The organism is Chelatococcus composti (assembly GCF_014201415.1).
GTDB classification, from domain to species: domain Bacteria; phylum Pseudomonadota; class Alphaproteobacteria; order Rhizobiales; family Beijerinckiaceae; genus Chelatococcus_A; species Chelatococcus_A composti.
Genome location: NZ_JACHEH010000003.1, coordinates 402,598 through 415,461, shown reverse-complemented (window position 1 = coordinate 415,461; position 12,864 = coordinate 402,598). Strand labels below are relative to the sequence as shown.

The window sequence follows — 12,864 nt, the reverse complement described above, 5'->3', positions numbered from 1 at the left end:
CCTAGGCCCCGAGGCCGGCGAGCTGCAGCGCGATGCCGGCCGCGGCGCTGAGGGCGAGCACCGTCATCATGCCACACCGGAGGCGGAAGACGGCGAGCAATGCAAAAGCCGACAGCGCCGCCGCCACCGGCCGGATGCTCCCGGGCTCCGGCACGGCGAGCCTCATGCCCAGCCCCTCGACAGTGCGGACCTCGCCGAAGACGACGTGCAGCGCGAACCAGACGGCGAGGTTGAGGATGACGCCCACCACCGCGGCCGTGATGGCGGACAGCGCAGCCGCGAGCGCCCGGTTCTCGCGCAGGCGCTCCACATGGGGCGCGCCGAGGAAGATCCACAGGAAGCAGGGCGTGAAGGTGACCCAGGTGGTCAATAACCCGCCGAGGATGCCGGCGGCGAGCGGCGGCAGGCCGCTCGGATCCCGGAAGGCCCCCATGAAGCCGACGAACTGCGTGACCATGATCAGCGGGCCCGGCGTCGTCTCGGCCATGCCGAGCCCGTCCAGCATCTCGCCGGGCGCCAGCCAGCCGTAGGTGCCGACCGCCTCCTGCGCCACATAGGCAAGGACGGCATAGGCCCCTCCGAAGGTCACCAGGGCCATCTGGCTGAAGAACAGCGCGATGTCGGCAAAGACATTGCCCGGCCCGAGGAGGGCGAGCAGCGCCGCCACGGGCCCAAGCCACAGCACGAGCAGGACCGCCGCCACGGTCAGCGCCCGCATGCCGCCGGCGCGGGCGTGGACGGGGATGGCCTCGCCCAGCGCCGTTCCGGCGTCATCATTCTCCAGGGGCGCTCCGGCCCCGAGCCCGCCGTTCGCGAAGGCCACCAGTCCCGCACGGCGGCCGAGATAACCGAGAAGGGCTGCCGCCGCGATGATGAGCGGGAAGGGCATGGCAAAGGCGAAGATGGCGATGAAGGACGCCGCCGCCAGCGCGACCATCGCGGCGTTGCGCAGGGCGCGCCGCCCGATGCGCAGCACCGCATCGAAGACGATGGCGAGCACGGCCGCCTTGAGGCCGAGGAACAGGCCCTGCACGACCGCAACCTTGCCGTAGAGCGCATAGACCACGCTGAGCGCCATGATGGAGACAAGCCCTGGCAGCACAAAGAGCGTGCCCGCCACGAGGCCGCCGGCCGTGCGATGCATCAGCCATCCGATATAGACCGCAAGCTGCTGCGCCTCGGGCCCCGGCAGAAGCATGCAGAAGTTGAGCGCGTGCAGGAAACGCCGCTCGCCGATCCATCGCTTCTCCTCCACGAGGATGCGATGCATCACCGCGATCTGCCCCGCCGGCCCGCCGAAACTGAGCGCAGCGATGCGCGCCCAGGTGCGCACGCCTTCCGAAAAGCCGGGGAAGTGGCCTTCGGCGGTCGCCTCCCCATTCCGCGCGCCCTGCAACGTCCTGACCATGGTGTGCCTTTTGCCCCGTTTCTCGCGCAACCGGACGCGCCGATACCATGCGCCGGTCCCTGCGAGAGATGCATCATAGAGAACGAGGCTGGCCGCGACCCACAGAATGCGGCACGGACCGGCCGGCCCGCGGCTTCGTCGGCGCGCCGTCACATCTGCGTGAGCGAGGGGCCGCATCGGGGCCGGCGAGGCGTCGGGCGCCGGGCCGCGGGGTGACGTGGAGCGCAGCGGGAGCCATCCTTTTCGCATGCGTAACATGCCCCACGGAGTTGCCCCATGTCGCTGCGTCACCTGCTCGCCGCCTCCGCGTTCTTGGCGGCCACGGGCTTGCCCGCCCTCGCCCAGCAGGGCCCCATTCCGTCACGCAGCCTGACGTGCGCCCAGCTGCAGGCCCTGGTGCAGCGGCAGGGGCGCGTCCTGATCTCGACCGCGCCCCACATCTACGCCACCTACGTCAACAACTGCGCGCCGCGCGACATCCCCAGCCCTGGCTATGTTCCCGCCCGCGACACCCCCCAATGCGTCGTGGGCTACACCTGCCTCGCCAAGTAGCGTCCAGCGCAACCGTCCCTGCGGCAAAGTTCAATTTGCGCATTGCGTCATGCAGCACGAGCATGGCTGCGCTGATGACGTTGGCGAAGTGACACCCTATCTCCACGCGGGGGCGCCGATCTTTCAAATTCCAAGGAGATCGCGCAATGATCTTTCGGAACGTGCTGTTCGCCTCGGTCCTTCTTGCCGCAGCCGCCGCCCCCGCCCTCGCGCAGCAGACGCCCATCCCCTCCCGGGCACATAGCTGCGCGGAGCTGCAGGAGCTGGTGCAGCAGAAGGGGCGCGCCGTGATTTCCCGTGGCCCGCACCTCTACACCGCCTACGTGTCCAACTGCTCGCCGGGCGACTTCCCCGTGCCCGAATATGTGCCGACCAGGGACAAGGACCAGTGCTTCGTCGGCTACACCTGCCGCTGATCCGCTGACGGTCAGTTTCCGCCGAGGCGGGCGATGAGTTCGGCGGTGGGGAAGGAATCAGCCGGCAGGCCAAACTCCATCTGGGCCTTCTTCACCGCCGCGCGGGTCGCTGCGCCAAGCTTGCCGTCCACCGGCCCGGGGTCGTAGCCGCGCTGCGCCAGCAGGCGCTGCAGCCGCGCAATGTCCCTGGCGCCAAGGGTCGCTACCTGCCCGCTGCCGCGCGAGACCGGAGGGGCGCCGGCGAGCCGCGCAGCGAAATAGGCGGCCGTCGTCGCATAGACGAAGGACTGGTTCCACCGCAGGAAGACGCGAAAATTGTCATAGGCGAGGAAAGCCGGCCCGTTGCGGCCCATCGGCAGCAGCAGTGAGGCGTTGCCGGGCGGCAACGTTCCCGTACGCGGTGTCACGCCCCAGCGCAGCCATTGCGAAACAGGGTGGCGGATCTCGAGGTCCGCTTCGTGCCAGGGCAGGTCCGCCGGCACCTTAACCTCGACCAGCCACGGCTCGCCGCGCCGCCAGCCCAGGCTCTTCATGAAATTGGCCGCCGAGGCGAGCGCGTCCGCTGTCGAGCGCAGCAGGTCGACGCGCCCGTCGCCATCCGCGTCAACGCCGTACTTGTAGTAGAGCGACGGCATGAACTGCATCTGGCCGAGCTCGCCCGCCCAGGCGCCGCGCATCTCTGATGGCTTGAGGTCGCCACGCGCCACGATGCGCAGGGCATCCATCAGCTCTGCGCGGAACAGCTCGGGCCGCCGGCAGTCGTAGGCGAGCGTCGCCAGCGCCTTCAGCGTCGGATCCTTGCCCATGTTGGCGCCGAAGTCTGTTTCAAGGCCCCAGAAGGCGACGATCGGCTCCGGCGGGACACCGTACTGGCGCTCGATGGAGGCGAAAAGGCCGGCGTGCTGCCGGATGCGGCTGGCGCCCGTCTTCAGCCGGTAGTCGGCCACCATGCGCCCGGCGAACTGCAGGAAGCTCTGCTGGAAGACGCCCTGCCCCCGGTCGCGCGAAATGATGGCCCTGTCGTAGGAGACGCCGTCGAGGCTCGCCGCCACGACAGAGGCGGGAATGCCCGCCGCCACCGCCTGCTGGCGGAAGGAGGCGAGCCAGGCGGGAAAGCCGCTGCCGTCCCGCCCGCAGCTCTGCGCCCAGGCGGGCGCTGCACCGGCGAGCGCAAGGCCAATGACCGAAACGGCAGCAAGGGCTGCCGCCTGCACCTGTCGCGAGACACCCCGGAATGCCTGTGGCATCGCTCCCTCCCTCTCGACGGCAACGATGCTACGGTGTCGGGCGGCCCGCGCCAAGGCACGCGGCCGCCCGTGGCAGTGCCGTGCCGGTCAGGCCTGCTGGATGGCGGAGAGCAGCCACGGCCCGCCGCGGCTGCGGCGGAAGGTCCACAGCTCCGTCGCCTCCACCGGCTCGCTCGTGCTGCCCTCGACAAGGGCGCCGCTGGCGCGGTCCACCTTGTAGTCGATCAGCGAGAAGCGCATGGCAACGGTGGCATATTCGTCGTCCCCTTCGCGCCAGGCTTCCGCCAGGTCGCCCTGCAGCAGCTTGGTGTCGGAGAGACGGTTGACGACGCCCGCCTTGGCGTTCTCCGCCAGATCCTCGGAGAGGAAGGACACCATCTCCGGCGTGGTCAGGCGCCGCAGCGCCGCGATATCCTCGTCCGAGAAGGCCTTCTGCACGTCGTAGAGTGCCTGCTCGAAGGCATCGAAGTCCGCCGCGCTGAGGACGACTTCCTCCGTTGCCGGAGCGCCGCCGGCGGCCATGCCGCCCGCCAGCCCGCCGAGGCCGCCTCCAAGGCTGCCCAGGCCAGGCAGCGACGAGCGGGCGGCGCCCTGCGCCTGGCCGGCTCCCGCCCCGGCGAAGGCCGGCTGCTCGCGGCGACGGAAGAAGGACATCGCGAGCCACACGAGGCCGCCGATGAGCGCAAGCTGCATCAGAAGGCCGAAGATCGAGCCAAGACCGCCGAGACCGCCGAAAAAGCCCGCACCGAACAGCGCACCCAGAAGGCCCGCACCCAGAAGGCCGGCCAGGAACCCGGTGCCGAAGCGCCGCTGCGGCGCGGCCTGGGCCGTGGCGCCGGGGCGCGGGGCGGTGATGCCCGGCGTCACCTGGCCGGGCTGCGTCATAGACCGCTCGATCGGCTGGGCAGGGCGCGGCGCCGTGTTGGTCACCGGAGGAGCGCTGAAGGTGCGCATGCCGCGGCTGCCGAAACTCCCTCCCCGTCCAGCTCTCGCCTCGGCCATGTCGGCCGCCGCGAAGACGGCTACCACCGCGATGGCGGCGATGCGAGCAAACCGCGCAAAAGAAGAAAGCATCGTCAGCATGTCCTCCCGAATTCCATGTGCCTGCGATATAGGCACGCCCCAGCGAAACGAACAGGGCCTACGTCGATATTTCGACACCGCGCCGCAGGCAATGTCTTGACCCGCAGGCGGGGCGGCGCGACCCTTCCAGAGGGGCAGCAAGGCGAGTGAAGGCCATGGCTCTTTGCTCCATTGGCCGGGCGGGGCAGGCGCCCGGCACGTCCGGCCCCTCTGCGGCGGGCCTCTGCCGTCTTGCGGCTGGTGGCCTGATCCTCGGCTGGACGGTTGTTGTGATGCCCCCTGCCGCCGCGCAATCGCCCCCCATGCCGCCGGCCGACACCGGCCATCCGGCGGCAGGGCCGGCATCGCCGATGACGATGCCCTGTACGTGTCGCGCCCAGGGACGCGACTACGAGATCGGCGCAGTTGTCTGCCTGTCCACCAGCGCGGGACCGCGCCTTGCCACCTGCGGGATGGAACTGAACAATACCTCCTGGAAGCTGACGAGCGAGCCCTGCCCGGACGCCTGAGTGCCGGAGCCCCCTGGCGGCAGCCACGGCGAAAGGGCCGCCGCTGACTGGCGGCGACCCTTGGGCGTGGTCGAAGCTTGGTGGCACGCACCGGCCCGGAAGGGATCGGTCACGAGGCTGTCGGAAGAAGGAAGCCCCCCTCGCACCGGGATCCCCGCTCTCGATTGCTTGTCTGAAATGCTGTGTGGAACGCTGTCGGTCATGGCGGCCACGAGGCCGCTCAGAGTGCCCCAATGATGATGGCACCGACGAACAGAAAGGCGGCGCCCATCACCACGATGTTCAAACGTGACAGCAGTGTCAGGCCCATAGGTGACCTCCATGGGTTTGACCTTGGTTCCCGGAATCTAGCAGCAACGGGGGGCCTTGCGAAGCGCTAAATGTTGTGCAGCGCGCAACCGCCTCCGTACTATGTCCTTTATCATTCGTTAAATGGTTCATTTGCTTTCGCTTTCCGGCGGCCTCAGGTTGGGGATTACGGTCGCTGACGAAAAAGCTCCGACGGATCGGTTTCAGTAATTCTGGAAACCACTTCGTGCCGATTTAGCAATATTGTTTCACGATCCTGGCCACGGAAATTCTGCGTATGACTGCGAAGGTTCTGTCAACGTTGAAGAAACGTTAGGACAATCGCTGCATCCTCCGCCGCCAGAGGGGGCGCGCGGAGAGTTGCGTACATGGCGCGCAGGGTTGCGACATTCGCCGCGACGATGCTGGCTTGCGCCGGAATCGCCGGCTGCGGACTGATGACGTTCGAAAGGCGTGAAGCCTGGCGCAGCCAGGCCGAATCGGCCTGTCTCGCGCAGAAGCTGGTGCAGCCGTCGGCCTTCATCGAGCCGATGAAGCCCATCTCCGGCCCCGGCGCCTGCGGCATGGATTATCCCTTCCGGGTCAAGGCTTTCGCCGGTGGCCAGGTGGCCCTTGCATCGAAGGCGGTGCTCGCCTGCCCGGCGATCTCCACCTTCGACCGCTGGCTCATGGAGGTCGTACAGCCGGCCGCAGAGCTCTATTTCGGCGCCACGGTGACCGAGCTCAGGGCCGGCTCCTACTCATGCCGCTCGATGAACAACCGGCCGGGCGCGCGCCGGTCGGAGCATTCCTACGGCAATGCGGTCGACGTCATGGCCTTCCACCTGTCGGACGGCCGCAAGATCACCGTTGCCAAGGGATGGAAGGGCGATCCGGTGGAGCAGGAATTCCTGCGCGAGGTCTTCGTCGGCTCGTGCCGCTATTTCTCGACGGTCCTCGGCCCCGGCTCGGATGCCTACCACTACGACCATTTCCATCTCGACCTCGCCCGCCACGCGAAGGGCAGGAAGATCTGCAAGCCGGTCATCAAGTTCTCGCCGCGCCTGGAGCCCGGCCGCTACGATGCCGTGCCCCGGCAGGCTGCGCCCCGCGCCGAGCCCGCCTACACGCCGCTTCCCACCGGTCCGGTCTACAAGGGCTACGACCGGCCCGGCGGCAGCGACTACGACCGGCCCGGCGGCAGTCCGATGATCATCCACGGCCAGCCACTCGGCGAGGAGGAGGACAGCGGCGCCTCCATGATCGACGAGGAATATCTCGGCATGACGTCCAGCGGCACGCCGCCAGGCTGGCACGTGGGGCCTGCTCCGGCTGGCGTGCAGGCAACAGCGATGCGCCAGACCGCGCCGGGCTGGGGGCAGGAGCCCCCCGCAACCTATGACAGTCAGCCGGCCTATCCTGTGCATCCGCCAGCCTATGCCACACCGCCTGCGCGCCCGCAGGCCGACAACACCCTCGGCGTGCTGCGCCCTCCGGGTCGCGTCGGTGGCTGATCAGTCCATGATGCTGTCGAGGCCGCGCCGCAGCCCCGGCTTCTCGGCCACCTTGCGCACGGCAAGCAGCGTGCCGCCGACATAGGGCGCAGCGGATGAGCCCGCATCGTGACGCAGTGCGAGGCGCTCGCCGTCGAGGCCGAACAGCACCTCGCAGGACAGGAGGTAGCCCGGCATGCGCACGGAATGCACCTGCACCGGCGTCGACAGGCCGATGGCGCCGCCACGCGTCTCGCGGATGCCGGTCAGCTCGTCGACGGGCCGCGAGGTCGGATGCTGACGCTCGAAGGACAGGGTCTCGGCCAGCTCCCGCGCCGTGCCCGACGGCACGTCCGGCTTCTGCGCCGACGCAAAGTCGATGATCTCGACATCCGGCACGTACTTTGCCGCCTCAAGCGCGAAACGCTTCATCAGCGTGGCGGTGATGGAGAAGTTGCCGGCGGCGATGACGCCGACGCCCCGCCCCTCGGCGGCATCGTCGATCTCCGCATAGTCCTCCGCCCCGAGGCCGGAGGTGCCGATCACCACGTGGCAACCCGCGGCGATGGCCTTGAGCGCGTGCTCCTTTACGGCATTGGGCTTGGTGTAGTCCACGAGGACGTCCGCCTTCATCGCGAGCGCCGTATCGACATCGGGCACGATCTTCACGCCGATGGGTCCGATGCCGGCCACCTCGCCCGCATCGCGTCCTGCCGCCGAGCGCGCCACGCCAGCGACCAGCGCAAGATCCGGCGCCTCATGCACGGCTGCGACGAGCGCCTTGCCGACCCATCCCGACGCGCCCGCGATGATGACCCTGATCATCTGTCCTCGTGCTCCTTTGCTGCGATGCCGAATAGGGACGAATCGCGATGATAGAGGAGCAGCTGGCGCAGAGACAGCGGCAAGGGCAGGCGCGCTCCCTGCCCCACACCTGGGACGCACCGGCTGCGAGGATGGACGCCTGCAGCCGGTGCCTGGCCGGGAGGCGGCGGTCACGCCCTGCCGTAGCCACCGCCCGTTGGCGTGATGATGGTGATCGCCTCGCCCGCCTCGATCAGTGTCTGGTCGCAGCCGCCCAGCTCCTCGATGCGGCCGTCCTTGCGGCGCACGAAGTTGCGGCCCACCTCGCCCGGCTCGCCGCCGCACAGCCCGAAGGGCCGCACGCGGCGATGGCCGGAGAGGATGGCGCAGTCCATCGTCTCGCGGAAGCGGATGGTGCGGCTCGTGCCGTTGCCGGCGCACCAGCGCCCCTTGCCGCCCGAGTTCGGCCGGATGTGGAAGTCCTCCAGCACGACGGGGAAGCGCGTCTCGAGGATTTCCGGGTCGGTGAGGCGCGAGTTGGTCATGTGCGTGTGCACCCCGTCCGCGCCGTTGAAGCCCTCGCCCGCCGGCGCGCCCGAGCAGATCGTCTCGTAGTACTGGTAGCAGTCGTTGCCGAAGGTGAGGTTGTTCATGGTGCCCTGGGCAGCGGCGAGCGCACCGAGCGCACCGAACAGGCAGTTCGTCACCGCCTGGCTCACCTCGACATTGCCGGCAACCACCGCCGCCGGATAGCGCGGAGACAGCATGGAGCCCTCCGGCACGATGATGTTGATGGGCCTGAGGCAGCCGGCGTTCATGGGGATGTCGTCGTCCACCATCACGCGGAAGACGTAGAGCACGGCCGCCCGCGTCACCGGCGCCGGGGCGTTGAAGTTGTCATCACGCTGCGGCGAGGTGCCGGTGAAGTCGACGGTGGCCTCGCGCCTCTGCTTGTCCACGGTGATCTTCACGCGGATGAAGCAGCCCTGGTCCATCTCGTACTCGAACGAGGAGTCGTGCAGCCGGTCGAGCACGCGGCGCACACTCTCGGCTGCGTTGTCCTGCACGTGGCCCATGTAGGCCTCGACCACGTCGAGCCCGAAGTGGGCGATCATCTTCTTCAGCTCCGCCACGCCCTTCTCGTTGGCCGCGATCTGCGCCTTGAGGTCGTTGACGTTCTGGACGACGTTGCGGGCCGGATACTTCGCGCCGAGGAAGAGGTCGATCAGCTCCTTCTCGCGGAAGTGGCCCTGGTCGACGAGCTTGAAGTTGTCGATGTAGACGCCTTCCTCCTCGATGGTGCGCGCCCGCGGAGACATGGACCCCGGCGCCGTGCCGCCGACGTCTGCGTGATGGCCGCGGCTCGCCACCCAGAAGAGGATGTTCTCGCCCTTGTCATCGAACACGGGCGTGCAGACCGTGATGTCCGGCAGGTGCGTGCCGCCGTTGTAGGGAGCGTTGAGCACGTAGACGTCGCCGGGGCGGATCACCGGGTTCTGGCGGATCACCGTCTCCACCGAACGGTCCATCGAACCGAGATGCACCGGCATGTGCGGCGCGTTGGCGACAAGCCGCCCCTCGCGGTCAAAGACCGCGCAGGAGAAGTCGAGCCGCTCTTTGATGTTCACCGAATAGGCCGTGTTCTGCAGCGTCACGCCCATCTGCTCAGCGATGGACATGAAGAGGTTGTTGAAGATCTCGAGCATCACCGGATCAGCCTCGGTGCCGATGGCATTTCGCTTCGGCAATGCCTTCACCCGCTCGAGCACGAGATGGTCCTTCTCGGTAAGGCGCGCCTCCCAGCCGTCCTCGACAACGACGGTCTGGTTCGGCTCGATGATGATGGCCGGTCCCGGCACGCGCGCGCCGGGACGCAGCGACTCGCGCAGGAAGACGCCCGCCTCGTGCCAGCGGCCCTGGCTGAAGAAGCGCGTCGTGCGATGCGGTTCGGCGACGAAGGGCTCGCAGGCCTCCACGGCGGCCTCGGCGAAACGGGCCCCGCCGCCCACGGTCTCCACCTCGACGGCCTCCACCACGAGCCCCTTGGTGCCGTCGATGAAGCCGAAGCGCCGGCGATGGGCCTCCTCAAAGGCCGCCTGCATGGCAGCGGCATCACCCGCCGGCACGGCGAGCGACGTGTCGGTGCCGGCATAGCGCACGTGGGCGCGCACGAAGACCTCGGTGCTCGAGCGGTCAATGCCCTGGCCCGCAAGCTCGGCGAAGCATTCGGCGGCAAGCTCGTCGCCGAGCTTCGCGACGGCGGCAGGCGCGGCGTCATCGAGCGGCACGTCGAGCGCCTTCTGGCGCGTGGCGCGCACGTCGGCTAGCCCCATGCCATAGGCCGAGAGCAGGCCCGAGAAGGGATGCATCAGCACCTTCGTCATGCCGAGGGCGTCGGCCACCAGGCAGGCATGCTGGCCGCCGGCCCCGCCGAAGGAGTTGAGCGCATAGGACGTGATGTCGTAGCCGCGCTGCACCGAAATCTTCTTGATGGCCTCGGCCATGTTGGCAACGGCGATCTGGATGAAGCCGTCGGCCACCTCCTCGGGGCTGCGCCCGTCGCCGACCTCCGCGGCCAGCTTCTCGAAGGCGGCGCGCACCGCCTCGCCGTCGAGCGGCTCGTTCTGCTCGGGCCCGAAGATCTTCGGGAAGAACTCGGGCATCAGCTTGCCGACCATGACGTTGGCATCGGTCACGGCGAGCGGCCCGCCGCGCCGGTAGCACTTGGGGCCGGGGTTGGCTCCCGCCGAATCGGGGCCGACACGGAATCGCGAGCCGTCGAAATGCAGGATGGAGCCGCCGCCCGCGGCCACCGTGTGAATGAGCATCATCGGAGCGCGCATGCGCACGCCCGCCACCTCGGTCTCGAAGGCGCGCTCGTACTCGCCGTCGAAATGCGCCACGTCCGTCGACGTGCCGCCCATGTCGAAGCCGATGACCCGGTCGAAGCCAGCGGAGCGACCCGTCTCGGCCATGCCGACGACGCCGCCGGCGGGCCCCGAGAGAATGGCGTCCTTGCCCTGGAACAACTCGGCGGCGGTGAGGCCGCCCGACGACATCATGAACATGAGGCGCGCGCCGGTGCGCTCGATGTCCAGCTCCTCAGACACCTGCGCCACGTAGCGGCGCAGAATCGGCGAGAGATAGGCGTCGACCACGGTGGTGTCGCCGCGGCCCACGAGCTTGATGAGCGGCGAGACCTCGTGGCTGACCGAAACCTGCGAGAAGCCCATGCGCCGGGCGAGATCGGCCACCTGACGCTCGTGCTCCGGATAACGGTAGGCATGCATGAAGGTGATGGCGAGGGCGTCGATGCCCTCGGCCTTCACCGCCGCGAGCTGGGCCTCGACCCCGGCGAGATCAGGCGCGATCTCGACGGTCCCGTCCGCCAGCACGCGCTCCTCGATCTCGACGACCGTCTCGTACAGCTCCTCGGGCTTGATGATGTTGCGCGCGAAGATCTTCGGCCGCGCCTGGTAGCCGATGCGCAGCGCGTCGCGAAATCCCTTGGTCGTGACGAAGGCGACCCGGTCGCCCTTGCGCTCCAGCAGCGCGTTGGTGGCAACGGTGGTGCCCATGCGCACGTCGCCGATGACCCCGGCGGGGATGGGTTCACCCTTCGCCAGCCCCAGGTGGTCCCGGATGCCCTGGACGGCAGCATCGCGGTAGGCTTCCGGGTTCTCGGACAGGAGCTTGCGCGCATGCAACCTCCCCTGCGGGTCGCGCGCGATGACATCCGTGAACGTGCCGCCGCGATCGATCCAGAAATCCCACCGCCCTGCCATCATGCTCTCCCGATGTCTTGAAAAACGCGCTGGGCTTGTTGCCGGCCCCGCGGCCCGCCGGCCGCTCCCACCGTCCCTTCGGCCCCCCTCGGGCCGCAGCGCGACATGAGAGAAGCAAGACGATGACAAAACGTCAACAATTTGTTGACATGAATTTCGGGCCCGTTAGCATGCCCCCACCGGCGCGCAAAGGGGAGCGCGCCGCAAGGGAGAGACAGTCATGAACCTTCTGACGCGCGCCGCCGCGGGCCTCGGCCTTGCGGCGTTTCTGGCCTCGCCGGCCATGGCCCAGACCAAATGGGACCTGCCTACGCCCTATCCGGACGGAAACTTCCACACCAAGAACATCGTCCAGTTCGCCGAAGAGGTGAAGGCGGCGACCGGTGGCTCCCTGCAGATCACCGTCCACTCCAACCAGTCGCTGATCAAGCATCCGGACATCAAGAATGCCGTGCGCAGCGGCACGGTGCCGGCCGGCGAGCTGCTGGTGTCGCGTCTCGCCAACGAAAGCCCGATCTACGAGGTCGACTCAGTGCCCTTCCTCGCGTCGAGCTATGACGCGGCGAAGAAGCTCTATGCTGCCCAGAAGCCGATTCTGGAGAAGAAGCTCGCCGAGCAGGGCCTGATGCTGCTGTTCTCGGTGGCATGGCCGCCGCAGGGCATCTTCGCCAAGCAGGAGCTCAACACGCTGGCCGACCTCAAGGGCGTCAAGTTCCGCGCCTATTCGAAGTCGACGGAGCGCGTCGCCCAGCTCGCCGGCATGGTGCCGGTGCAGATCGAGGCCTCCGACCTCGCCACCGCCTTCGCCACGGGCCGGGTCGGGGCGATGATCACCTCGCCCTCCACCGGCACCGACTCCAAGGTGTGGGACTTCCTGACGCACTACTACGACACGCAGGCCTGGCTGCCGCGCAACATGGTCATCGTCAACAAGGCCGCCTTCGACAAACTGAGCGACGCCGAGAAGCAGGCGGTGCTCGAAGCCGCCAAGCAGGCCGAAGAGCGCGGCTGGGAGATGAGCATGGTCGAGACCAAGGAAAAGACCGACATGCTCGCCCAGAACGGCATCAAGGTCTCCGCCCCCTCCGAGGACATGAAGAAAGGCTTCGCCGAGATCGGCGCGACAATGGCCGCCGAGTGGGAGAAAGCCGCGGGCGAGGACGGCAAGGCCATTCTCGAAGCCTTCCGCAAGAACTAAGAGAAGCCGCGTCGGACGCCCGGTCGCGGATCGGCCCGCGCCGCGGGCCAGTCGACATTCCCCTCCCCCGCTGCGGGGAGG

Annotated in this window: 10 protein-coding genes; 5 read left to right on the top strand and 5 right to left on the bottom strand. The window is 68.4% G+C overall.

Annotated elements, in window-relative coordinates; genetic code table 11:
• Position 1: 1 nt before the first annotated feature.
• Complete coding sequence (gene chrA / locus HNQ73_RS08205; RefSeq protein WP_183334070.1) at positions 2-1,408, bottom strand: chromate efflux transporter; 1,407 nt, start codon at positions 1,406-1,408, stop codon at positions 2-4.
• Between the two features lie 276 nt (positions 1,409-1,684).
• Between chrA and HNQ73_RS08200 the strand changes: the two genes are divergently transcribed.
• Both HNQ73_RS08200 and HNQ73_RS08195 read left to right on the top strand, forming a co-directional pair.
• A complete protein-coding gene (locus HNQ73_RS08200; RefSeq protein ID WP_183334068.1) occupies positions 1,685-1,960 on the top strand; it encodes a hypothetical protein in 276 nt (91 codons plus the stop codon).
• A gap of 146 nt (positions 1,961-2,106) precedes the next feature.
• Complete coding sequence (locus tag HNQ73_RS08195; RefSeq protein ID WP_183334066.1) at positions 2,107-2,376, top strand: hypothetical protein; 270 nt, start codon at positions 2,107-2,109, stop codon at positions 2,374-2,376.
• An 11-nt stretch (positions 2,377-2,387) separates the two neighbouring features.
• On the opposite strand, the gene HNQ73_RS08190 is transcribed toward HNQ73_RS08195, so the two are convergent.
• Together HNQ73_RS08190 and HNQ73_RS08185 are read right to left on the bottom strand one after the other, a co-directional pair.
• Complete coding sequence (locus tag HNQ73_RS08190) at positions 2,388-3,623, bottom strand: lytic murein transglycosylase (RefSeq protein WP_183334064.1); 1,236 nt, start codon at positions 3,621-3,623, stop codon at positions 2,388-2,390.
• Positions 3,624-3,710: 87 nt separating this feature from the next.
• Positions 3,711-4,697, bottom strand: coding sequence for a Tim44 domain-containing protein (locus HNQ73_RS08185; protein WP_183334325.1), 987 nt, complete (start codon positions 4,695-4,697; stop codon positions 3,711-3,713).
• Between the two features lie 365 nt (positions 4,698-5,062).
• On the opposite strand from HNQ73_RS08185, the gene HNQ73_RS08180 reads away from it, so the two are divergent.
• A complete protein-coding gene (locus HNQ73_RS08180) occupies positions 5,063-5,215 on the top strand; it encodes a hypothetical protein (RefSeq protein WP_183334062.1) in 153 nt (50 codons plus the stop codon).
• Between the two features lie 677 nt (positions 5,216-5,892).
• Complete coding sequence (locus HNQ73_RS08175; protein WP_244649964.1) at positions 5,893-7,017, top strand: extensin-like domain-containing protein; 1,125 nt, start codon at positions 5,893-5,895, stop codon at positions 7,015-7,017.
• Here the strand turns inward: HNQ73_RS08175 and dapB are convergent, their stop codons facing one another.
• A complete protein-coding gene (gene dapB, locus HNQ73_RS08170) occupies positions 7,018-7,821 on the bottom strand; it encodes a 4-hydroxy-tetrahydrodipicolinate reductase (RefSeq protein ID WP_183334060.1) in 804 nt (267 codons plus the stop codon).
• Positions 7,822-7,991: 170 nt separating this feature from the next.
• Positions 7,992-11,588 carry a hydantoinase B/oxoprolinase family protein gene (locus HNQ73_RS08165; protein WP_183334058.1) on the bottom strand — a complete coding sequence of 1,199 codons (3,597 nt, stop codon included), beginning with the start codon at positions 11,586-11,588 and terminating at the stop codon, positions 7,992-7,994.
• 217 nt (positions 11,589-11,805) lie between these two features.
• Here HNQ73_RS08165 and HNQ73_RS08160 point away from each other — a divergent pair, with 217 nt between their 5' ends.
• Complete coding sequence (locus HNQ73_RS08160; protein WP_183334056.1) at positions 11,806-12,783, top strand: TRAP transporter substrate-binding protein; 978 nt, start codon at positions 11,806-11,808, stop codon at positions 12,781-12,783.
• The last annotated feature ends 81 nt before the right edge of the window (positions 12,784-12,864 follow it).

Bases quoted from the DNA above. Each gene is read 5' to 3' on its own strand.
- HNQ73_RS08165 (WP_183334058.1), bottom strand. From the start codon at position 11,588: ATGATGGCAGGGCGGTGGGATTTCTGGATCGATCGCGGCGGCACGTTC.
- HNQ73_RS08160 (WP_183334056.1), top strand. From the start codon at position 11,806: ATGAACCTTCTGACGCGCGCCGCCGCGGGCCTCGGCCTTGCGGCGTTT.
- HNQ73_RS08185 (WP_183334325.1), bottom strand. From the start codon at position 4,697: ATGCTTTCTTCTTTTGCGCGGTTTGCTCGCATCGCCGCCATCGCGGTG.
- HNQ73_RS08190 (WP_183334064.1), bottom strand. From the start codon at position 3,623: ATGCCACAGGCATTCCGGGGTGTCTCGCGACAGGTGCAGGCGGCAGCC.
- HNQ73_RS08195 (WP_183334066.1), top strand. From the start codon at position 2,107: ATGATCTTTCGGAACGTGCTGTTCGCCTCGGTCCTTCTTGCCGCAGCC.
- HNQ73_RS08200 (WP_183334068.1), top strand. From the start codon at position 1,685: ATGTCGCTGCGTCACCTGCTCGCCGCCTCCGCGTTCTTGGCGGCCACG.
- HNQ73_RS08180 (WP_183334062.1), top strand. From the start codon at position 5,063: ATGCCCTGTACGTGTCGCGCCCAGGGACGCGACTACGAGATCGGCGCA.
- chrA (WP_183334070.1), bottom strand. From the start codon at position 1,408: ATGGTCAGGACGTTGCAGGGCGCGCGGAATGGGGAGGCGACCGCCGAA.
- dapB (WP_183334060.1), bottom strand. From the start codon at position 7,821: ATGATCAGGGTCATCATCGCGGGCGCGTCGGGATGGGTCGGCAAGGCG.
- HNQ73_RS08175 (WP_244649964.1), top strand. From the start codon at position 5,893: ATGGCGCGCAGGGTTGCGACATTCGCCGCGACGATGCTGGCTTGCGCC.